This is a genomic window from Massilia sp. PWRC2 (assembly GCF_049896725.1).
In the GTDB taxonomy this organism is placed as follows: domain Bacteria; phylum Pseudomonadota; class Gammaproteobacteria; order Burkholderiales; family Burkholderiaceae_D; genus JAFCUW01.
Genome location: NZ_JAFCUW010000010.1, coordinates 1 through 22710 on the forward strand (window position 1 = coordinate 1; position 22710 = coordinate 22710).

19 protein-coding genes are annotated in these 22710 nt (G+C 63.9%); all 19 read left to right on the forward strand.

The features are described from left to right. The coding region (locus ACP7BZ_RS18285; protein ID WP_426114786.1) for a hypothetical protein at positions 1-207 on the forward strand (207 nt) is incomplete at its 5' end. Positions 208-364: 157 nt separating this feature from the next. After that, on the forward strand, positions 365-691 hold the full coding sequence (locus ACP7BZ_RS18290) for a hypothetical protein (protein ID WP_426115768.1): 327 nt from the start codon (positions 365-367) through the stop codon (positions 689-691). A gap of 2 nt (positions 692-693) precedes the next feature. Then, a complete protein-coding gene (locus tag ACP7BZ_RS18295; protein WP_426115770.1) occupies positions 694-1209 on the forward strand; it encodes a hypothetical protein in 516 nt (171 codons plus the stop codon). A gap of 1510 nt (positions 1210-2719) precedes the next feature. Next, a complete protein-coding gene (locus ACP7BZ_RS18300) occupies positions 2720-3499 on the forward strand; it encodes a hypothetical protein (protein WP_426115772.1) in 780 nt (259 codons plus the stop codon). A 274-nt stretch (positions 3500-3773) separates the two neighbouring features. Beyond that, positions 3774-4469: a winged helix-turn-helix domain-containing protein gene (locus ACP7BZ_RS18305; RefSeq protein WP_426115774.1), complete on the forward strand. Its 696-nt coding sequence runs from the start codon at positions 3774-3776 to the stop codon at positions 4467-4469. Continuing rightward, positions 4462-5847 carry a sensor histidine kinase gene (locus ACP7BZ_RS18310; RefSeq protein ID WP_426115776.1) on the forward strand — a complete coding sequence of 462 codons (1386 nt, stop codon included), beginning with the start codon at positions 4462-4464 and terminating at the stop codon, positions 5845-5847. Before ACP7BZ_RS18305 ends, ACP7BZ_RS18310 begins: the two co-directional genes overlap by 8 nt. A gap of 205 nt (positions 5848-6052) precedes the next feature. Beyond that, positions 6053-6442, forward strand: a complete 390-nt coding sequence (locus tag ACP7BZ_RS18315) for a hypothetical protein (RefSeq protein ID WP_426115777.1) — start codon at positions 6053-6055, stop codon at positions 6440-6442. Further along, a complete protein-coding gene (locus ACP7BZ_RS18320) occupies positions 6439-7746 on the forward strand; it encodes a TolC family protein (protein ID WP_426115779.1) in 1308 nt (435 codons plus the stop codon). Before ACP7BZ_RS18315 ends, ACP7BZ_RS18320 begins: the two co-directional genes overlap by 4 nt. After that, positions 7743-8966: an efflux RND transporter periplasmic adaptor subunit gene (locus ACP7BZ_RS18325; RefSeq protein ID WP_426115781.1), complete on the forward strand. Its 1224-nt coding sequence runs from the start codon at positions 7743-7745 to the stop codon at positions 8964-8966. Before ACP7BZ_RS18320 ends, ACP7BZ_RS18325 begins: the two co-directional genes overlap by 4 nt. Further along, positions 8956-12060, forward strand: coding sequence for an efflux RND transporter permease subunit (locus ACP7BZ_RS18330; RefSeq protein WP_426115783.1), 3105 nt, complete (start codon positions 8956-8958; stop codon positions 12058-12060). The genes ACP7BZ_RS18325 and ACP7BZ_RS18330 overlap by 11 nt, the downstream gene beginning before the upstream one ends. Before the next feature lie 118 nt (positions 12061-12178). Further along, positions 12179-12970 (forward strand): hypothetical protein, encoded by a 792-nt coding sequence (locus tag ACP7BZ_RS18335; RefSeq protein ID WP_426115785.1) that lies wholly within the window; start codon positions 12179-12181, stop codon positions 12968-12970. Further along, on the forward strand, positions 12967-15240 hold the full coding sequence (locus tag ACP7BZ_RS18340) for a penicillin acylase family protein (protein WP_426115787.1): 2274 nt from the start codon (positions 12967-12969) through the stop codon (positions 15238-15240). The genes ACP7BZ_RS18335 and ACP7BZ_RS18340 overlap by 4 nt, the downstream gene beginning before the upstream one ends. A gap of 48 nt (positions 15241-15288) precedes the next feature. Next, positions 15289-15837, forward strand: coding sequence for a thymidine kinase (locus ACP7BZ_RS18345; protein ID WP_426115789.1), 549 nt, complete (start codon positions 15289-15291; stop codon positions 15835-15837). Positions 15838-15880: 43 nt separating this feature from the next. Further along, complete coding sequence (locus ACP7BZ_RS18350; RefSeq protein WP_426115791.1) at positions 15881-16453, forward strand: hypothetical protein; 573 nt, start codon at positions 15881-15883, stop codon at positions 16451-16453. 187 nt (positions 16454-16640) lie between these two features. Next, on the forward strand, positions 16641-18893 hold the full coding sequence (locus tag ACP7BZ_RS18355) for a carboxy terminal-processing peptidase (protein ID WP_426115793.1): 2253 nt from the start codon (positions 16641-16643) through the stop codon (positions 18891-18893). A 145-nt stretch (positions 18894-19038) separates the two neighbouring features. Further along, a complete protein-coding gene (locus ACP7BZ_RS18360) occupies positions 19039-20226 on the forward strand; it encodes an acyl-CoA dehydrogenase family protein (protein WP_426115795.1) in 1188 nt (395 codons plus the stop codon). A gap of 20 nt (positions 20227-20246) precedes the next feature. Next, entirely contained in the window at positions 20247-21404 is a 1158-nt protein-coding gene (locus tag ACP7BZ_RS18365; protein WP_426115797.1) for an acyl-CoA dehydrogenase family protein, read from the forward strand. Then, positions 21397-21840, forward strand: coding sequence for a MaoC family dehydratase (locus ACP7BZ_RS18370; protein WP_426115799.1), 444 nt, complete (start codon positions 21397-21399; stop codon positions 21838-21840). The genes ACP7BZ_RS18365 and ACP7BZ_RS18370 overlap by 8 nt, the downstream gene beginning before the upstream one ends. Positions 21841-21991: 151 nt before the next feature. Beyond that, the gene (locus tag ACP7BZ_RS18375; protein WP_426115801.1) at positions 21992-22537 is read left to right on the forward strand and encodes a hypothetical protein; all 546 of its coding nucleotides are present in this window, start codon (positions 21992-21994) and stop codon (positions 22535-22537) included. Positions 22538-22710 lie beyond the last annotated feature (173 nt).

The following is a 22710-nucleotide window of genomic DNA, read 5'->3' on the forward strand; positions in this document are numbered from 1 at the left end:
TACCTGAGTGCTGATTGCGTCAATGCCTTAGCGTCAACGCTGATGCACGAGCTGGACTTGCGTACCGATCTCGAACTGCCGATTCGAAACGCACTGATCCACACAGCGGCCGCGATCGCACAGCACGGCCATGATTGCACGGTGGTCGAAGCGGTGACCGGCCAGCTGTTCCATCGAATCGGAAGCACAGGCGACACACTCGACTGATGCTGACTACCGCACGGGGCGTGAGCGATCGCAGCCCCATGCCCCGCCTGATGCCTCGTAGGGCCAGTGCCGATGGGGTAGGCCCTGAAATTCTTTGGGGCCTGACATCTCCAAGACCGCATGTGTCATCAAATTTTTATGTATCGAAGGATTTGCTTTGAAAAATAACGCACAGAAGCCGCCAGACGGGCTGTCGCCAGCAGCAAAGACCTGGTGGACGAAGCTCACGAACGAGTACGGCATCGACGATCAGGCCGGCCTGCTGATCCTTGAAACCGCCATGCGCGCAATGGACCGCATGTCAATGGCGGCCGGCCTGGTCGACCAGCACGGCGCCGTCACGGTGGACAAGTTCGGCCAGCTGAAAGCCAATCCCGCCTGCGCCGTCGAGCGCGACAGCCGCGCCGCCATGATGGCTGCGCTCAAGAGCCTGAATCTCGATCTCGAGCCGCTGGGCAAGCCTGGCCGGCAGCCAGGGCGGTAACCATGCCGACGAATCGTAAGCGCACCACGCGCGGTCGCCGCGGCCCGCCAATCGCTCCCGACGACTGGGCTTTCCTGAACGATGAGAAGCCAAAAAACCCGTTTGCCGCACTGATTAAAGCCGACTCCCGCTGGCGCGCGCTGTGGGAAGAATACGGGGAAAGTATCACCAGTGACTGGGCTGAGCGGCATCCTGGCACCAGACCCACTCACTGGTGGAAGTTCTCGGCGCCGCGCCGCGCTGGGCCGTCCGGCTACGAGGGGCGGGAAGGCTGGCTCTGGCTCGAGCCCCGCCTGCAGGTTGGTGGTGAGCCCGTCGACGCTACCGACGGCGCCAGCGCGCGCAACAAGGCATTGCCGGACTGGGACGATGAGGCCCCGGCTTACCTGGCCAGCCCGCCCGTGTTCGAAAGCGAGCTGGCATACCTGGCGCGCCACGGCCTGCTGCTGCCGGGCGAGAGCAAGGCGGTCGTACCTGCGAAGGCACCAAGACGGCGACGGGCACAGCGGCCCTCCTGATGGGCCTAGCGGGCCAATCCGAAGGGGGTAGTGGGGTGCAAATCCTTGCAACTTCACTCGCTCAGGACCGACTGTGTTCCTTTGTTTTAACGCTAACCCACAAAACGAGGGGTAAAAAGGTCGAGAAATCGTTGTGCGCGCACGCGCATGCGTGTACGCGCGCGAGGCTGGCCAGGCCGTTATCTGTAATCCATTTACAGATGCGTCCAAAAGTGGACCGATCTCGCGGGTAAAGGAGGTGCCACGAGAACCCCGCAATGGGGGTCTCGCAGACTGTGGCGATACCGTCGGAACACCAGTTTGGCGGCCGGCCCAGACCGTCAGTTTGGGCCGGCCAGCGCGCCGGGGAGTTGCGTGCAAATCTGCTCGCATCTCACTGTGAAAGGAGGTGCCGTGAGATGCGGCCAAAACTGGTTCGATCTCGCGATGCACTGAAGATTCGCCAGAAGGGGCTGCGTACTGCGCAGCCCCTTTCCTTTGCGAGGGACTTAAAGTCACACGCATATTTGCGAGTCGTTTAAAGCTACTGGCGGATTTGCGGCTCGCTCTAAGATAGTCGCAGCGCACGGCGCTTGTGCGTTACCAAAGTTCGCTCGCAAATTCATGACCGTCTTTCGACCGGCCGCACCGCGTGCTTGTGCCATACCCAATGTAAGGCGCAGATGTACTGAACTTTCAGGGCATCTCACGGCGCAAGTTGGTGTCCCGAGAGCCCTGCACGTGCTGCTACCTTCGCTACAACCGCTACTCATGGCCCGAATCTTCGCAACTGTAGCCAAAGTAGCAGTAGCAGACGTGCCGATTCAAATTCCGGCGCATGCAAAACTGCGCCGATCTGACTGCGCAGTTTTGCGCAGTGAAAGATGCGCGCAGCCTTGCTTATATTTTCCCGCCCGTCCACCGCTGGCTGGCGCCGGCATCTTCCTGCCACCCACAGATTGTGGCCGGCGCCGCGACCTCATGAATTTTGGTTCAGGGCTGAAAATTATGCGCAGTCCACCCGACTCTGGTGGCTGGAGGTTTTACGGGCAAGTCGTAAAAGGCATCGCGTCGCCTAAATTTTCAGGTCATGCTCCTGAAAGTTTAGGAGCGCCGCCGTCGAGGTCTTCCCCCAGTGGGGGAACCCGCTGAAAACTCAGCAGGTCGATTGCCCGAATATTTGGGCCATCGTTCCAGACCGTCACTTTGGCGGCGCTCGAGACCCTCGGTTTGGAACGGCCTCAGTTTGAGGGGGAGGTCTTCCACACGCTGTGGATCATCCCATCTTCGTTTAAACGAAGATAGGGGCTTCCCCCAATGGGGGAGTATCGCCAGTATCGGCCATACCCCGCAGTGCGGGACGTAGGCGCCGAAACCGACACGGCGTAGGCTTTGGGGTGTCATTGCCAAGAGCGACACCCCCCATTGCGGAGCGTGGTGTAGTCGGGCACACCCAGGTCAAAATGATATTGAGGTTGAAATATAAAAAAAATCTAAATTGCACTTATACTAACTGTTTAATGGAGGAAAAATGGAAGAGTTACTGAAAAGCTTCAAGGCTCAAATGTACGACCGTGTTAGCAGTCCTTTGACCTTTTCATTCGTTCTCTCTTGGTGTGTTTGGAACTACAGGTTCTTGATGGTTATGATAGGGACAGGCCCTGCGGCGGAAAAATTTGTCTACGTCGAACAGCACCTTTTCGCTACATGGGAAGACATCGCGCGGCATGGCTTCATTTATCCGCTTTGCTCAGCGCTAGCATACATATATATTTACCCGTGGCCAGCCAGAAAAGTATACATCTTCAGCCAAACTCAGGCTATGAAGATGAAAAAGGCGCAACAAACAGTGGAAGATCAGACCCCGATTTCTGAAGAAGAAGCCGCTGAACTTCGCGCGAACATGCGGAAGGAAAAGCGCGAGCGAGCTGAAGAACTAGAGCGGGCTGATAAGGAAATTAAGCAGCTTCGAGATGACTTGGCGCGCCGTGAGGTGAAGCCGACGGCAGCTGAGGCGCTTTATCCGGTTACCGTACCCACCAGTGAGTCGAAAGACCTGACGGACGCGCAAAAATTTCTGCTTCACACAATCGCAAATGCTCCTAAAGACTATCTGGACGACCGATATTTGAACGGCGAAACTGATGGCTCGTTAGCGAGCAGAAAAAATAATGTTGCTGTGCTTATGGAGCGAAAACTTATAAAGGATAGGTTTGACGCTAGGGGGCGCTTTCTTCAGGCCACGCCATTAGGATGCAAATATTTAGTCACGGAATCTGTTGAACCGGCTGTCGACACGCCAAGCCCATAGTGGCTGCGGTTGGCGGAGTTTTTATAGTATGATGCGCCTCACGTAAATGAGATCACGTGCAGAAATGCGTTTGACGGTACTTTTGACGGTATATTTTTGCGAAATGCCCATCTTCTCTAGGGCAACGCGATTCCGGTTCCGGGCACCATAAAAATCAATTACATAAAATAGCTTGAGCGCAGCATGCTCTGGTACCCCGCCACTGTACGATTGCCGGCGCAAGCCGTCAGCCGGGCACTGGCGAACCGTTTGCCCACGTAGCCGGGATTGCCCATTGCGTTGCCTTGTCATAGAAGATGAAGTGGAAACCGCGCGCTTCATCTGCAAGGGGCTGCGCGAGGCCGGCTACACGGTCACCAGTAGCGCCCATGGCCTCGAGGGGCTCGATCTGGCCACCGGCGCCGACTGGGATATCATCCTGGTCGACCGTATGCTGCCCGGCGCTGTCGATGGTCTGGCCATCATCGGCAAGTTGCGCAGCTTGGGCAAACAGACTCCCGTGATTATCCTGTCGGCCCTCACCAGCATCGAGCAGCGTGTCGGCGGCCTGCGCGGTGGCGCCGACGATTACCTGTCGAAACCGTTTGCCTTTTCCGAGCTGCTGGCGCGCATGGAAGCACTGCTGCGACGGGTGGCGCCCGAGTCGGAAGGCACCCAACTGCAAGTGGCTGACCTCTGCCTCGATCTGCGCACCATGCGCGTATCGCGCGATGGCCGCCCGATTACGTTGCAGCCGCGCGAATTTCGCCTGCTCGCATACCTGATGCGCCACACGGGGCAGGTGGTCACCCGCACTATGCTGCTCGAGGCCGTATGGGATTACCATTTCGATCCGCAGACCAATGTCATCGACGTCCAGATTAGCCGCCTGCGCACCAAGATCGACAGGGATTTTGCGCCGCTCCTGATTCACACCCTGCGCGGTGTCGGCTACAGCCTGGCCGTGCAGGTGCCCGCTGGGGATGGTTGAGCTGAAGCAGTCGGCGTTGCCCGCGGCCGGGCTGCGCTGGTCAATTGCTGCCAAGCTGGTGCTGGGATACGGCCTGTTGGGACTGGCGTCGATGCTGGTGGTGTCAGCCGTCTTCTATATCGGCACGATAGGCGTGCTCGACCGCACAATCGATGGCCGCCTGCTGGCCCTGTCCGAGCGTCTGCTGGGGCAGGGTGGTCGCACGGCGGCTGCGCTGGCGCCCGAGGTGGACCGCCAGTTATCCGACGGTATCGACAGCGACCGTGAAATTTTTCTGTTGCTGGACGCCGATGGCCGTCTGCGCGCCGGCAACCTGAGCGCCTGGCCGGCCCATGCCAGCGCCGGCCTGTTCAGCGGCCGCGTGATGCGCGGCGGCGTCGCCACCCCCGCGCGTCTGTACTGGAGCACGCTGGACGACGGTGGCGCCTTGATGGTGGGACGCGACCTCAGCGAGCACGAGGCGATCCGCCGCCTGGTGTGGCGGGCGCTGGCGACCGGGGCTGCCACCTCGCTGTTGCTGACCATCGTCGGCGCCCTGCTGTTTCGCCGCCAGATCGAAGGCCGGCTGGGCGCCATCCGCAGCACCGCTGAACAGATCGAGGCGGGTGACTTGAGCCGGCGTATCCCCGTCCATGGCAATGATGAATTCGCCCGCCTCAATGGTGACGTCAATCGCATGCTCGACCGCATCGAACTGTTGATGGATGGTGTTCGCCATGTGTCAAATGCCATCGCCCACGATTTGCGCACTCCGCTGGGGCGCGTGCGGGCGCGCCTGGAAGAGGCCCTGCGCCATGCCCAGCAGCCGGGCGTACTGGAACACGCCGCTGCCGGCGCCATCGGCGACATCGATGGCCTGATCGTGCTGTTCGAGCGCTTGCTGCAGATCGCCGAAGCCGAAGCAGGCATGCGCGCCGGCCTGTTTGAACCGGTCGACCTCAATCGCATCGCCGCCGACCTGGTTGACATGTACGAGGCCAGCGCCGACGATGCGGGGGTGACGCTGACGCTGGCACTGGCGCCGGCGGCAAGCACGCTGGGCGAGCGCAACCTGCTCGCCAGCGCGGTGGCCAGTCTGCTCGATAACGCCCTCAAATACGCCGGCGCCGGTGCCGGCATCGAACTGCGCACCGGCGCGACTGCGCGCGGGGTGTTCATCGCCGTTTGCGACAATGGCCCCGGCATTCCCGCTGGCGAGCGCGACAAGGTCACCCAACGCTTCTACCGTCTCGATCAAAGCCGCCATCTACCTGGCAACGGCCTGGGGCTGGCGATCGTCCAGGCCACCGCCGCATTGCACGACGGCGCCCTGCGCATCGAGGACGGTGCCCCCGGCCTGGTGGTACGCATCGACCTGCCGCCAGCGTTCGGGCGCTGATTTTTATTGCTCGCTGTCCCCGCTTCGGTCTCGCTACCTTTCCAAACCGTAATGTGATCGCCATGCTGCCGCAAGGTGGCGCGCCCCATCATGCTCGCCAGATGCAGCGTCGCCAAGCCATGCTGCGTCTGGCGACGTGTCCGGCGAAGGCGCGTTGAGCCGGCCTCTGGCCGCCAACCGTTCCATTTTTTTCAGGGCAAGCGTCATGACCTTATTTCACCGCCTTTCCAGCGCGCTCGCCATTGGCGTGCTGGCCAGTTCCTGTGCATCCGTGCCCGCCACCGGAGGCCCCAGTTACGGTGCCGTGGCCGCGTTCTACGATGCCAACACCGCGCGCGCCGCGCTGCCAGTGTGCCTGGCCGCGCTGCCACCCGAGCAGCTGGCGCAGCAGCGTTTCGTGCGCGTGCCCTACCACCACGTGCGGCGCCTGCTGGTCGGCGTTGCGGCGCTGCCGCCGGGCGCCAGCGTGGTGCTTGGCCAACGCGTCGAACTGTGGCCGCAGGATTGCGCTGCAGGAGCGCTCTCGCGCATCACGCGTATTTTTCCGCCCGTTCTGTTGCCGACTCTGCCTGCCGTGCATGGCCAGACCCAATGACCACCTGGCGCGCCTTCGTCGCCCTGCTGGCTGCCTGCGCACTGGCTGGCGCAGCGGCACCTGATGACGCCCGCGCGCAGGCATTGAGCCTGCAGCAGGCCCGCACTCTGGCGCACGACAGCAATCCCGACCTGCGGCTGGCCGCTCTGGCACACGAGGCCGCCACCGCCGCCCTCACGGTGGCCGGCGCGGCCCCCAATCCCGTGCTGACCGTACAAAGCTTCAATCTCAATCCGCATGCCGGCATCGGTGCCGGTTCGCTGCGCAGCAAGACAGTCGACAGCGCCGTACGCCTCGACCAGATGTTCGAGCGCGCTGGCAAGCGCGGCCTGCGCATCGATAACGCCACTGGCCTGGCGGCAGCGAGTGCCTTCGATGTTGTCGATGCGCGCCGCCAGCTCGACCAGCTGGTGGGGCAGGCCTATTACGACCTGTTAGCAGCCAGCGAACGGCTGCAGATATATCGCGACAGTGCCGTCCTGTTCGACCACACGGTTGCCGCTGCCCGCCTGCGCAGCAAGGCAGGCGACCTGGCCGGGGCTGACGTCGCCCGCGCCCAGGTCGATGCCCTGCGCGCCCACAACGACTTGTTGCAGGCCACATCTGCACAGCGCCAGGCGCGCTTGGCACTGGCGCTGCTGATCGGTCAGCCGCAGCTGGCCGAGGCGCTGATGACAGCCGATGGCTGGCCGCTAAATCCACCCGCTGACCCGGCAGACGAGCTGGCCGCCGACCCGGCCGACAGCACATTACGCGCCCGCCCCGATGTGCGGGCGGCGCAAGCGCGCGTGCAGGCCGCCGAATCGGCGCGCAAAATGGCGCTGGCCGCGCGCAGCGCCGACATCACGGTCGGTGTCCAGCTTGAGCATTTTCCCGCCAGTGCCGCCAATGGCCAGGGCAGTGGCAACAGCGTCGGCATCGCCCTGCAGATTCCCTTGATGGTGCGCTACGCCTACCAGGGTGAGGTGCGCGCTGCCGACGTCGCGCTCGAGGCTGCCTGCGAACGGCTGCGCCAGGCTCGTCTGCAGGCGCGCGGCGACATCGATGGCGCCCGCGAGCGGGTCCGCAGCAGCGGCGCCATGCTGCGCAGTTTCGATGCCAGCAGCGGCGTTCTGACAGCGGCGCGCCGCTCGGCCGACGCCGCCGAATTCGCCTTTCAGCATGGTGCACTTGGCATCATGGAACTACTCGATGCGCGCCGCAGCTATCGCGCCGTCCAGCTCGAGGCACTCACCGCGCGCGCCGCCTACGCCAGTGCTCTGGCGCAGCTGCAGGCCGCCCTTTCTCAAGGACCGACACCATGAAAAAACCGCTGTTTCGACAAGCGCGCCTGCTTCCGCTGTTATTGCCCCTGCTGGCGGCGCTGCTGCTGGTGCTGGCCGCCGCTGCCATGCATTACAGCCATGCGGCGCCTGACGCCGTCGTCAAAAGCGTACCGGCGCACACCGACGGTGCGATCGATTTTGCCGACGATGCCCCCCAATGGTCGTCGCTGAAGGTGATGGCGCTGCTGACCAGCGCCATGCCCGTCGCCGAAGCGGTCAATGGCCGTATCAGCTACGATGAAAACCGCACTGCCCGCGTCAGCTCTCCGATTGCCGGCCGCGTGACGGCCCTGCGGGTGGAGGCGGGCGACAGCGTCGCGGCCGGCGCCATGCTGGCACAGATCGACGCTCCCGACCTCGCCACCGCACAGTCGGATTGGCGCAAGGCGCACGCCGATGAGCGCCGCAAGGCGCTCGCCTTCGAGCGCGCGCAGATCCTGCTGGCCGGCGAAGTGCTAGCGCGCAAGGACTTCGAGGCGGCCCAGGCCGACCTTTTGCAAGCGGTCGCGGAAAGCGCGCGCGCTTCCCAGCGCCTGAAAAGCCTCAATGCCGGGCCGGGCGAGGCGGGCTTGTTTGGCCTGCGCGCGCCAGTGGCCGGCGTGGTTGCCGAGCGCCAGATCAACCCCGGTCAGGAAGTGCGGCCCGATTTGCCGATGCCGCTGTTCGTCATCAGCGACCTGCACCAGCTGTGGGTGCTGGTTGATCTGCCCGAAGGCGCCGCCGGCGCCATCCACCGCGGCCAGGCGGTCGCCATCGAGACCGACGCCTGGCCCGGGCGCCGTTTTGACGCCACCGTGGTGCTGGTAGCCGGTGCGCTCGATGCGCAGACTCACCGCCTGCAGGTGCGCTGCGCCGTCGCCAATCCGCAGCTGCTGCTCAAGCCCGAGATGTTCGCCCGCGTGGCTTTTCTCGCCGCCGCTGCCGGACCTGGCCTGGACACTCCGCGCGCCGTGCAGCTACCCAATACCAGCCTGTTTTCCGAAGGCGTCTATGAATTCGTGTTTGTCGAAGCGCGCCATGGTCATTTCGTCAAACGGCGCGTGCACGTGGCGCTGCGGGGCCATGACAGTAGCTGGTTAGATGGCGGCTTGCGCAGCGGCGAACGGGTGGTGACCGAAGGCGCCTTGCTGCTCAATGCCGAGATGGCCAATCACGCTGAAACTCAGCCGCAAACCCCCGGTCACGACCATGCTCAATAAACTGATCGACTTCGTGCTGGCCCAGCGCGTCTTCGTGCTGATCCTCACCGTCGCACTGGCCGTGTTTGGCGTGCGCGCCTTTCGCCATCTGCCCATCGAAGCCTTCCCTGACGTCCAGGACGTACAGGTGCAGATCGTTACCCAGTATGCGGGGCAGGCGCCGGAGGAAGTCGAGCGTGCCGTTACCCTGCCGATCGAGCGCGAAATGAGCGGTGTGCCGCAGCAGACCCAATTGCGCTCGGTGACCATCGGTGGTCTGTCAGTGGTCACACTCACCTTCGCTGACGGCACCGACGATTATTTCGCCCGCCAGCAGGTGCTGGAAAAACTGCAAAACGTCACCCTGCCAGCCGGTTTGCAAGCGGGGCTGGCGCCGCTAACCACTGCGGTCGGCGAAGTGTTTCGTTACATCGTCGAGGCGCCCGCCAGCATGGACCCGAACGAAGTACGCGCGCTGCAAGACTGGGTGGTGCGCCCGCAGCTGCGCATCGTCAGCGGGGTGGCCGACGTCGTCAGCTTCGGCGGCACCGTCAAGGAATACCAGGTGCAGATCGATCCGGCTGCCCTCAAGCGCTATGGCGTGACGATCGATCAGGTCAGCCTGGCGTTGAGCAACAACAGCGCCAACGTCGGCGGCGGCCAGCTGCAGCGGGGCGATGAAGCGCTGCTGGTGCGCGGTATCGGCATTTTCGCCAGTATCGACGATATCGGCCGCGTCATCGTGAGCGCCAATGCTGGCAAGACGGTGCAGGTGGCCGACCTCGGCACGGTGGTGATCGGCTTTCGGCCACGCTCGGGCATTGTCGCCTTCAATGGCCAGCACAGCGTGGTCGAGGGGATCGTCCAGATGAGCAAGGGTAGCAATGCCGCCAGGGTGGTGGCCGATGTCAAGCTGGCGGTGGCCGCCATCAATGCCCGCTTGCCACCCGGCGTGCGCCTGCGCACCATCTATGACCGTACCGAGCTGATTGACCACACGGTGCGCACCGTGGCGGAAAACCTGCTGGTGGGCGCCGCGCTGGTGATCGGCATCCTCATGATCTTCCTCGGCAACTGGCGCGCCGCGCTGATCGTCGCCACCGTGATCCCGCTGTCGCTGCTGGGCGCTTTCATCATGCTCGACGCCCGGGGCATCCCGGCCAATTTGATTTCGCTGGGCGCCGTCGATTTTGGCATCATCATCGACAGCGCCGTGGTGCTGGTCGAGGCGCTGATGGTGCGCCTGGCATTGCAGCCGCAGCAGGCGGAGGGCGCGGCCGGCCAGCTGGTTGCGGCGGCCTGGCGCCAGCGTATCCTCAAGCAAACCGTGGTCGAACTGGGCCATCCGATCCTGTTCGCCAAGGCCATCATCATCGTCGCCTTCATCCCCATCTATACCTTTCAACGGGTCGAGGGCAAGATCTTCGCGCCGGTCGCCTTCACCCTCAGCTTTGCCATGCTGGGCGCCATCGTGCTGAGCATGACGCTGGTGCCGACCCTGCTGGCCTGGGTGATCGCGCGCCATCCGCCGCGCCAAAAGCACAGTCCGGCGATGGCGTGGCTGACCGGCGCTTACCGCAAGCTGCTGGCGCGCGCGCAGGTAAGCCGCACGGCGGTGCTGCTGGCAGCGGCCGCACTGCTGGTGCTGACGCTGGCGCTGGCACCGCTGCTGGGCAGCGAATTTCTGCCCAAGCTCGACGAGGGCAATATCTGGCTGACCATCAGCCTGCCCAATTCGACCGCGCTGGCCAAGACCGAGCAGGTCGAGCAAGCCGTGCGCGCCATCCTGAAAAGCTATCCGGAAGTGGGCAATGTGATCTCGCACGTGGGCCGGCCAGACGATGGCACCGATCCCAAGGGCCCAAACAATATGGAAATCCTGGCCGACCTGCAGCCGCGCGCCAGCTGGCGGTTTGCCGACAAAGATGCGCTGGTGGCCGACATCTCGGCCCGCATCCGCCGTATGCCGGGCGTGCCCACCAATTTTTCCCAGGTGATTGAAGATAACGTCGAGGAGGCGCTGTCCGGTGTCAAGGGCGAGATCGCCGTCAAGATCGCCGGCCCTGATCTGGATGTCTTGATGCAAAAGAGCGAACAGGTGGCGGCCATCCTGGCCAGCATCGATGGCGCCGCCGACGTGGCGGCCGTGCGCATCGGCGGCCAGAGCGAAGTCGATGTCATCATCGACCGCGGCCGCATTGCCCGGCTGGGTATCAATGTGGCCGATGTCAATGGCGCCATCCAGACCGCGCTGGCCGGTAGCACCGTCAACACGTTTTTCGAGGGTGGGCGCCGCTTCGACATCACGCTGCGTCTGCGCAGTGCCAGCCGCGCTTCGGTCAGCGACATCGCCGCCCTGCAGATCAATCTGCCCGGCGCTGCCGGCACGGTGGCGCTGGCAGATCTGGCCCGCATCGAAGTGCGCCAGGGCGCCGCCCGTATCAGCCACGAGGCGGGCGAGCGCAATGCCTCGATCAAGGCCAACCTGACGGGCCGCGACCAGGGCAGCTTCGTCGCCGAAGCGCAAACCAGGGTGGCGCAGCAGCTGCACCTGCCGCCCGGCTACCAGATCAGCTGGGGCGGCCAGTTTGAAAACCAGCAGCGCGCCGTCGCCCGCCTCGAAGTGATCGTGCCGGTCACCGTGCTATTGATCTTCTCGCTGCTGTTCTGGGCCTTCCGCTCGGTGCGCAAGGCGCTGCTGATCCTGGCCATCGTGCCGTTTACCCTGATCGGCGGCTTTGCCGGCCTGGCCGCTGCCGGCCTGCATTTTTCGGTGTCGGCGGCGGTCGGCTTCATTGCGGTGGCTGGCATCTCGGTGCAAAACGGCGTCATCATGGTCGAGCAGATGGTGGCCCTGGCGCGCTCGCGCGGCGCCGCCAGCGTGGCCGAGCGCGCCATCGATGGTGCGGTGATGCGCTTGCGGCCCATCTTGATGACAGCGCTGATGGCCGGACTCGGCCTGTTGCCGGCGGCGCTGTCACATGGTGTTGGCTCGGAGACGGGGCGGCCGTTTGCCGTCGTCATCGTCGGCGGCATCGTTTCGGCTACCATGTTTACCCTGCTGCTGCTGCCATTAGCGTTTCCGCTGTTCGCGGAATCGCCCGAGGCCTCGTAACCCCGCAGCGGCGCTGGAGAGCGCCGCGCCGATGGTGTAGCATGGCGGGCGGCGTTGCCATGGCGCTGCCTGAGCAGTTTTTCGCAGCGCCCGCCGCTACCGCACCCGAGGACACGATTTGAACATCACCATCAACGAAGCGCTGCGCGCCTTTATCGACCCGCTCAGCCCCATTGAGCACGCAGCCCTCGAGCGCAGCCTGCTGGCCGAAGGCTGCCGCGATGCGCTGGTGCTGTGGGGCGAGGTGCTCATCGATGGCCATAACCGCTACGACATCTGCAAGCGCCACAACATCGCCTTTCGCACGGTGCAAAACAACAGTTTCGCCTCGCTTGACGATGTCATGCTGTGGATGATCGACAATCACCTGGCGCGGCGCAGCGTGTCCGATTTCCAGCGCGGCGTGCTGGCGCTGCGCAAAAAAGACATCGTCACGGCGCGCACGGCGCAGCGCGCCGCTGAACTCGATGGTGCCGATGGCAGCATGGCATCGGCTGCGATTGCGCCGGCCGCCGCGGCTGACGCTGGCCCGCCATGGAACACCCGCGAAGACGTCGCCAAGGCGGCGCGGGTGTCGAGTAATACCATCAGCCAGATCGAACGCATCCAGAAGGCGGCGGCGCCGCAGCTGGTCGAGGCGGTCCGCGCCGGCACCATTTCGATCAACGCCGCCGCAAATGTGGCGTCGCTGCCGGCCGAGGCGCAGATTGCCGCCGTCGCTGGCGGCAAAAAACAGTTGCAGGAAGCGGCACGCCAGGTGCGTGAACAAAAAGCGGCGGCGCGCCCGCCAAAAGAAGAGCCGCCCGGCGAAATCACCGCGCTGCGCGCCCAGGTGGCGGCGCTGCGCGAAAAAATCGATGCCTTGACGGCGCAAAATGCCGAACTGAAGACCCTGCTGGAGCAAGCATGAAGCTGCGCCTGCCGTTGCCCCTGTCCACCGCCCTGCTGGTCGCCTTCGGCCTGAGTGCCGCCCTGACGGTGAGCGTGCCAGCCGCGGCCGCCGCTGCCAAGGCGCGCGCGCCAGTCAGCCTGGCTGCCAGTGAGCAGGCGCGCCTGGCCGCGCGCGCCGCGCGCGTGACCATCGTGCGCGATACCTGGGGCATCCCGCACGTGTTCGGCAGCACCGATGCGGACACCGTGTTCGGACTGCTGTATGCCCAGGCCGAAGATGATTTTCACCGCATCGAGCGCAATTACATCAATGCGCTGGGCCGCCTGGCCGAGGTCGAGGGCGAGCGCGAACTGTGGCGCGATCTGCGCATGAAACTGTACGTCACCCCGGCGACCCTGCAGGCCCAGTATGCCGCCAGTCCGGCGTGGCTGCGCCAGCTGATGGTGGCGTTTGCCGATGGCCTGAATTTTTATCTGGCGCGCCACCCCGAGGTCAAGCCGCAATTGATCCGCCATTTCGAGCCGTGGATGGCGCTCGCCTTCAGTGAAGGCAGCATCGGTGGCGACATCGAATCGATCGACCTCAAACAGCTCGAGGCCATGTATGGCCAGCCGGCCACGCTGGCCGCAGCAACGCCGGTGCCGGCGCCGACGCTGGTGGCAGCGCTGGCGCCGCCGTTCGAGGCCGAGCCGCGCGGCTCGAACGGTTTTGCCATCGCCCCCAGCCGCAGCGCCTCCGGTCACGCACTGCTGCTGATCAACCCGCACACCTCGTTTTATTTTCGCCCCGAAGTGCACATGGTGAGCGAACAGGGTTTAAATGCCTATGGCGCCGTCACCTGGGGCCAGTTCTTCGTCTACCAGGGTTTCAACGAGCGGGCAGGGTGGATGCACACTTCCGGTGGCGGCGACGTCATCGATGAATACCTGGAAGACGTGGTCGAACGCCACGGCCGCTTTTATTATCGCTACGACGGCAAGCTGCGGCCCCTGCGCACGCGCCAGATCCGCCTGCCCTACAAGCGCGATGGTGGCGTCGGCGTCGGCGTGCGCACCGTCACCGCGTACTTCAGCCATCACGGTCCGGTGGTGCGGCAGGCCGCTGGCAAGTGGGTCAGCGTCAAAATGATGGACGCACCGTTAACAGCGCTGACCCAGTCCTTCCTGCGTACCAAGGCGCGCAATTACAGCGCCTTCGTCGACAGCATGGCGCTGCGCACCAATTCGTCGAACAACACGGTGTATGCCGATGCCGACGGCACCATCGCTTATTTTCACGGCAATTTCATACCGCGCCGCGATTCGACCATCGACTGGAGCCACCCGGTCGACGGCAGCGTGCGCGCCACCGAGTGGCAGGGTCTGCACGCGGTGGCCGACACCATCACCCTGCACAATCCGGCCAGCGGCACCATTTTAAATACCAACAACTGGCCGTTCGCCGCCGCCGGCGCCAGCAGCCCGCGCCAGGCGGACTTTCCGCGCTACATGTGGGCGCTGCCAGAAAACGCCCGCGGCGTGCATGCGGTGCGCGTGCTCAAGGACCAGTCGAATTTCACCCTCGATAGCCTGATCGCCGCCGCCTACGACAGTTACCTCACCGAGTTCGAGCCGCTGCTGCCCCAACTGCTGGCGGACTGGGATGCGCTGGCCGCCGCCGATCCCCTGAAGGCGCAACTGGCGGCGCCGGTGGCGGCGCTGCGTGGCTGGGACCTGCGCTTTGCCAGCGCCTCGGTGCCGACCTCGGTGGCGGTGTACTGGGGCCAGCAATTGATTGCCGCTGCGCTGCCGGCTGCGCGTGCGGCCGAACGGCCGGTGGCTGACTACATCATCGACGCCGTCGATAGCCAGGCGCGGCTGCAGGCGCTGGTGCTGGCGACCGCCAAGCTGACGGCCGACTTTGGCAGCTGGCAAACGCCGTGGGGCGACATCAACCGCTTTCAGCGCCTCAGCGGCGCCATCGACCAGCGCTACGACGACAGTCAACCGAGCTTGCCGGTGCCGTTCGCCTCGGCCACCTGGGGTTCGCTGGCGTCGTTTGGCATGTCGGCCAAGCAGACCACCAAGCGCATCTACGGCGACCGCGGCAACAGTTTTGTGGCGGTGGTCGAATTCGGCCCGCGCCTGCGCGCGCGCAGTATTCTCGCCGGTGGCCAGAGCGGCGACCCCGCCTCGCGCCATTTCAGCGACCAGGCCGAGATGTACAGCAAGGGCCAGTTCAAGGAGGTGCTGTTTTATCCTGCCGATATCGATCAGCACGTGGAGCGGCGCTATCATCCGGGGCAGTAGCAACTGCGCTTGGGTATAATCGCCGCTTCGAATGATTCTGGTACGGCCGTGGCTAAACTCTATTTCAGGTATTCGGCGATGAACGCCGGCAAATCGACGGCGCTGTTGCAGGTGGCCCACAACTACGAAGAGCAAGGCCAGCACGTGCTGCTCTACACCGCCGCCATCGACCACCGCTACGGCAGCGGCAAGGTCACTTCGCGGCTGGGACCGCAGCGCGATGTCGACACCTTCGATGCCGACACCGATTTTCTTGCCAGCGTGCCGAAGGTGGCCTGCGTGCTCATCGATGAGGCGCAGTTTTTGACCACCGTGCAGGTGCAGCAACTGCACCAGCTGGCCCAGGTGCGCGGCGTGCCGGTGATCTGCTACGGCTTGCGCAGCGATTTTCGCGGCGACCCGTTTCCCGGCTCGGCGTATTTGCTGGCGCTGGCCGACGATATCGAGGAACTCAAGAATATCTGCACCTGCGGCAAGAAGGCGACCATGAATGTGCGCATCGACGAAGCGGGCCGCCGCATCCGCGAGGGCGAGCAGGTCAGCATCGGCGGCAATGAACGCTACCGGCAAGCGTGCGGCCGCTGTTTTTATGCGTAATACGGCATAACATGCCGGGTCGGCACCCGTCCCTGGCACGCTGATGCAGTGCGCAGCATTGCTGCCGGCGTGGTGCTGCGGGCACGGCGAACTTTTACTGCACTTGCTGGTCTATCTTTTACCCTCGGCCGCCCTGGCCGTGCTGTTCGCCATACTGGCGCGCCTGCATCCCCTGTTTTTCGTGCTGACCTTCGCCGGCACCGTCTGCCACGAGCTGGCCCATGTGCTCGTTGGCTTGCTGGTGGGGGCACGTCCACGCGGTGTTTCATTGCTTCCAAAGAAAGTCAGCGGGGCCGGCGGGCGGCTCTATTGGCAGCTTGGCTCGGTCACCCTGAGTCACCTGCGCTGGTACAACGCGGCGCCAGCGGCGCTGGCGCCGCTGTTGCTGCTGCTGGTGCCGCTGGCGGTGGCGTTCTGGCGCACGCGCGACGGCTGGCACTTTGGCGCCGTCGACCTTGGCCTGGCGCTGCTGCTGGCGCCCCAGTGGCTGTCGTTCTGGCCCTCGGCCCCCGACTGGCGGATTGCTGCCCGTTCGTGGCCGTATGGGGCGTTGATGGTGCTAGTGGCGCTGGCCTGTTCGCCAGGCTGTTCGCTGTTTCATCTTGTAAAAAACTAAGCAGATGTCCCGCTTCCCCCTTAATCTGTTCTTAACGCTGGCGCGCTGCCCGCCTGCACGCGCCGCCTATCCTGTTAGAATCGACCGATCGGATGCGGCAAGCCGTTTCGCCGCAGCAGCGCAAGGCAAAGCAGATGACGCCAGCCATTGACGTAATTCACAGCATATACGCACGGAGACCCCACGCATGAAGAAGAAGATGTTCATCGCCGCAATGGCCGCCGCCATCTGCGCCCACGCCATGCCCGCCATGGCCCAGCCGCAGGCGACCGACAAGGGTGCCTTTGTTCAGCTCAAACCCGAACCGGCGCAGGCGCAGGCCGCCATGTGGGCATCGAAATTTCTGGCGCGCTACCACTACAAGGCCATGCCGCTCGACGACGCCATGTCGGAAAAGATCTTCGACCGCTACTTCAAGAGCCTTGATGGCGAAAAACTGTATTTCGTGCAAGCCGATCTCGACCAGTTCGAGCTGGGCCGCAGCAAGCTCGACGACGCGATCCAGAACGAAAACCTCAGTCTGCCGTTTGCCATTTACAACGTCTACCAGCAGCGCTTTGCCCAGCGCATGGGCTATGCGCGCGAGCTGATCAAGGGAAAATTCGATTTCACCAGCGACGAGACGTTCCAGCTCGACCGCGAGAAAGCGGCCTGGCCAAAGACCGAAGACGAGGCGCGTGACCTGTGGCGCCGCCGTGTCAAGAACGACTGGCTGCGCCTGAAACTGGCGGGCAAGGATGACAAGGCGATCCGCGAAACGCTCGACAAGCGCTATGAAAATTATCTCTCGCGCGTGCGCAAGCTGAACAACGAAGACGTGTTCTCGATGTTCATGAATGCGTATGCCACCGCCATCGAGCCGCATACCAATTATCTGGGCCCCCGCTCGGCGGAAAATTTTGACATCGCCATGCGTTTGTCGCTCGAAGGCATCGGCGCCGTGCTGCAAACGCGCGACGAATACACCGTCATCCGCGAAATCGTGCCGGGCAGCCCGGTGGCGCTGTCGGGCAAGCTGAAAGTGGGCGACCGCATCGTCGGCGTCGCCCAGGGCGACAGCGCCCCGTTCACGGATGTGCTGGGCTGGCGCATCGATGATGTTGTCACCCTGGTGCGCGGCGCCAAGGATTCGGTGGTCCGCCTCGATGTGCTGCCGGGCGACGCCGGTACCGATGGCAAACACCTGGCGGTATCGCTGGTGCGCAAGAAAATCAGCATGGAAGAGCAGTCGGCCAAGAAATCCATCATCGAAGTCAAGGATGGCAGTTTAAAACGCCGCATCGGCGTCATTGCGCTGCCCACCTTTTACCAGGACTTCGACGGCCGCCGGCGCGGCGAAAAGGATTACAAGAGTGCCACCCGCGACGTTGCCCGCATTCTTGGCGAGCTCAAAAAAGAGAAGGTCGACAACGTCCTGATCGACCTGCGCAACAACGGCGGCGGTTCGCTCACCGAAGCGGTCGAATTGACCGGCCTGTTCATCGACAAGGGCCCGGTGGTGATGCAAAAGACCACGGAGAAAGTGGAAATCGAATCGGACACCGTACCCGGCATGGCGTGGGATGGCCCGGTGGGCGTGCTGATCAACCGTGGTTCGGCGTCGGCGTCGGAAATTTTTGCCGCCGCCATCCAGGATTATGGCCGCGGCCTGATCATCGGTGAACCCAGCTTCGGCAAGGGCACCGTGCAGACCATCGTCAACCTCGACCGTTTCGCGCCGAATGAAAAAGTCCATTACGGCGAGCTGAAGATGACGATCGCGCAGTTCTTCCGCATCAATGGCGGCACCACCCAGCTGCGCGGCGTGACGCCCGATATCAAGTTTCCCGTCACCGCCGACGCCGATGTGTTTGGCGAATCGACGTATGACAATGCCTTGCCGTACACCACCATCAAGCCGGCCACTTACACGGCGGCGGGCGATTTGAAGGAGCTGATGGCGCCGCTGCAAAAGCGCCATGAGGCACGCATTGCCAAGGACAAGGACTTCGAGTATCTGCAGGAAGACCTGGCCGAGTTCCGCAAGATCCGCAAGGACAATGCACTCTCGCTCAATGAAACGGTGCGCCGCAAGGAGCGCGATGCCCAGGACGCGCGCTCGAAGCTGCGCGACGCCCGTCTGGCAGCGCAGTCACCGCTCGACGACGGCGCTGCCGGCCCCGACAGCAAGGAAGCGCGTGCCAAGGTGCCAACGCCGGTCAAGCCGGTCAAGTCGGTGGCCTTGAAGGGCTCGGCGCGCCAGGACGATGGTCTGCAGTCGGACGAGCGTAACCTGGTGGCCGAACTGGCAGCCGAAAAAGCGGCGAAAAACGCCAAGGATGTGCTGCTGCAGGAAGCGGCCCACGTGCTGGCCGATGAAGCAGCGATGCTCAAGCTCGACACCCGGCTCGCTTCGCGCACCATGCCGTACCGGTTGCCGGTGAAGGATGCAGGTAATTAAATAGCTAACTGAACGGGCAACTGAGCACCGCTTCATCACCGCCCTTAAAACAGGCACCGCTGGTCTGCTCGACAGCGGTTTTTTTTCGGGTACAATCCTTGTGAACGGTCGTGCTTTTTTGAGGCGAACACAACGAGGAGACAGCATGGATCTGCATTACAGCGACGACGACCTGGCCTTCCGCGCCCAGGTGCGCGCCTTCCTGGCCGAGAATTTGCCGGCCGATTTAAAACACAAGGTCAACCAGCACAAGCGCCTCGAGCGCGACGATTACGTGCGCTGGCACAAAATCCTGGCCAAACAGGGATGGGTGGCGCCCGGCTGGCCCCTTGAATTTGGCGGCACCGGCTGGACGCCCGTGCAGCGTCATCTGTGGGAAGAAGAGTGCGCGCGTGCCGGTACGCCGCCGATCCTGCCGTTCGGCGTCAACATGGTCGCTCCCGTCATCATGGCGTTCGCCAGCGCCGCGCAAAAAGCGTATTATTTGCCGCGCATCCTGTCGTGCGAAGACTGGTGGTGCCAGGGCTATTCAGAGCCGGGGGCCGGTTCCGACCTGGCGTCGCTCAGCACCAGTGCGGTGCGCGACGGCGACTATTACATCGTCAACGGCCAGAAAACCTGGACCACGCTGGCCCAGCATGCAGACATGATTTTCTGCCTGGTGCGTACCGATACGGGTGTGCGCAAGCAGGAAGGCATCTCGTTTCTGCTGATCGACATGAAGTCGCCCGGCGTGACCGTGCGGCCGATCGAAATGCTGGACGAAGACCACGAGATCAACGAAGTCTGGTTCGACAACGTGCGGGTGCCGGTGGCCAACCTGGTCGGCCAGGAAAACAAGGGCTGGACTTACGCCAAGTACCTGCTCGGTCACGAGCGCACCGGCATTGCCGCCGTTGGCCGCTCCAAGCGCGAGCTGGCGTTCTTGAAGCGCTACGCTTGCGCCCAGATGGTCGATGGTCGTCCGCTGCTGCACGAAGCGCTGTTCGGCGCCAAGGTGGCGGCGCTGGAAATTGAATTGATGGCGCTGGAAATGACGGTGTTGCGCGTACTTACCCAGGCCAAAGCACCCGGCGCCGAAGCGTCCGTGCTGAAGGTGCGCGGCACCGAGATCCAGCAGCGCCTGACCGAACTGATGGTCGAAGCGGCCGGCCCGATGGCGCTGCCGTTCGACCCCGCTTTCCTGGCGTCGGACAGTGAGCACGCCAGCGGTGGCGACGACGACGCCGCGCCGCTGGCTGGGTATTACTTCAACTTCCGCAAGACGTCGATCTACGGCGGCTCCAACGAGATTCAACGCAATATCATCTCGCAAATGATCCTGGGCCTCTGAGGCTTGATAAAGGAAACACGATGGACTTCAATTTGAAGGAAGAGCAGCAGCAGTTTGCCGAGGCCCTGCGGCGCTGGATCGATAAAGACTACAGCTTCGAGACGCGCAGGCAGATCATTGCCTCGCCTGGCGGGGTTTCTGCCGCCGCCTGGAACACCTTGGCTGAACTGGGCATGACGGCGCTGCCGGTACCGGAGCAGCACGGCGGCTTTAGCGGCAGCGCGGTGGACCTGTACGTGGTCATGAAGGAGCTCGGGCGCGCGCTGGTGGTTGAGCCGTATTTCGCCACCGTACTCGGTGCGCAGTTTCTGCGACGCGGCGGCGGCCACGGCAACCTGCTCGAGCAGGTCGCCGCCGGTGAACTCAAACTCGCCTGCGCGCTGCACGAGCGCCAGGGGCGCCATGAACTGGCCGATATCGTCACCCGCGCCCGTGTCGATGGCAGCGGCTTTGTGCTCGACGGCCGCAAGAGCGTCGTCGTCCACGGCGCCGAAGCCGGTGCGCTGATCGTCTCGGCGCGCGTGAGCGGCAGCCAGCGCGAGCACGCCGGCATCGCCCTGCTGGTGGTGGCGGCCGACGCTGCCGGCGTGACCATCAACGGCTACCGCAGCCTCGATGGCCAGCGCGCCGCCGACATCGTGTTCGACGGTGTCAAGCTCGATGGCAGCGCCGTCATTGGTGTGGCCGGCGCGGGCTGGGACATCCTCGACGCCTGCGCCGATTACGGCGCTGCGCTGCTGTGCGCCGAAGCGCTGGGAGCGATGGAAGCGCTGTTCGACGCCACCCTCGATTATCTCAAGACGCGCCAGCAGTTCGGCGCCCCGATCGGTAAATTCCAGGCGCTGCAGCACCGCATGGCCGACATGTTCATCCACCTCGAGCAAGCCCGTTCGATGGCGCTGCTGGCCGCCGTCAAGGCCGATGCAGCCGACGCCGACGAGCGTCGCCGCGCCGTGTCGGCGGCCAAGTACCGCATCGGCGAAGCGGCCCGCTTCATCGGCCAGCAGGCGGTGCAGCTGCACGGCGGCATGGGAGTGACCAATGAATTGATCGCCGCCCACCACTTCAAGCGGCTGGCGATGATCGAGCTGACCCTCGGCGACGGCGACCATCACCTGCGCCGCTTCATGGCGCAGCCGGGCTTTGGCGGCTCTGCAGTGCAGGACGCTCATGCGTGACGTCGAACGCCTCGACGAACTGGTCGGCAGCGAGGTAGCGCGGTCGGACTGGATGGCGATGCCGCAGGCGCGTATCGACACCTTCGCCGACGCCACCGACGACCACCAGTGGATCCACACCGATGCCGCCCGCTGTGCGCGCGAGTCGCCGTTCGGCGTGCCGGTGGCGCATGGTTTTTTGACGCTGTCGCTGATCCCGGCCCTGTTTGAAAACGCCATCCGCCTGGTGGGGGCGAAGATGGTGCTCAACTACGGCTTGAACAAGGTGCGCTTTCCGGCGCCGCTGCCGGTCGATGCCCGCGTGCGCGCCCGCATCACGCTGCTGGCCGTCGAGCCGTTCGATGGCTGCCTGCAGCTGACCTGGAATGTGGTGATCGAGTGCGAGGGCAGTGCCAGGCCGGTGTGCGTGGCCGAGATGCTGATGCGGCGCTATTAACGCTCTGACGGACCGGCACCAGCATAAACCGGCGGCTGTCTCGAGCATGCCGTTCAGTTGAGGAAAAAATGGGACAGGCTCCGAAGCTGCCAGCGCCGCGCGCTGCTGGTGCTACACTGTCGCCCCGAACAGCGCTTCATACCCCATCATCATGACCAACAAAAAACCGCCATCGGCCAAGCCGGTCACCGTCGTGCCGGCCGGCCGGCCCGACAATCCTTTCCTCGACGCCGAGCTGTATGGCCGCATGCGCGACTACACCGAGCGCGATGCCGCCTTTTCGAAAGAGATCAAGGCCATCGGTGAACGCGGCGCCGGCAAGAAAAGCACCGATGCGCGCGAGGCGCCGTCGCTCAAGGTGCTGCGGGTGGGCGTCAAGAAGGGGCTGGCCCTGCACGAAATGTTTGCCCGCATCGTCAGCGGCGTCGAATCAGGCCTGTGGGAGCCGTGGCTGGCGCAGTTCGGCTTCGATCTGGCCGGCGTCAATTACAGCAAAACCGGTGCGCGCAATGCCCGCCTGGCCCTCGACCTGAGCCTGGGCTCGAAGGCCACCGCCTACTTTGCCAACGCCGGCATCGCCAACTGGCGCAGCCTGGCAGCGGAAGACTGCGTGCAGGTGCAAATCCACAAGCCGACCGAGACGGCGCCGGCGAAAGCCTATGCAATTTTTTACCTGGACGCGCCCGCTGCGGCCTGACGAGCGCCGGGCACGGCCGGTCAGTGGCCACCAATGTTAAATTTTTGGTTACTTTAGGCAACAACGAGCAGTAATGCGCGGTATGATGTATCGACAGATGATTTGACCCAAGCCCCGTCATCCTGTGGATAGTTCAGCCGCCGCCAGCATGCAGGGGAGGCTGAACGCTTTCG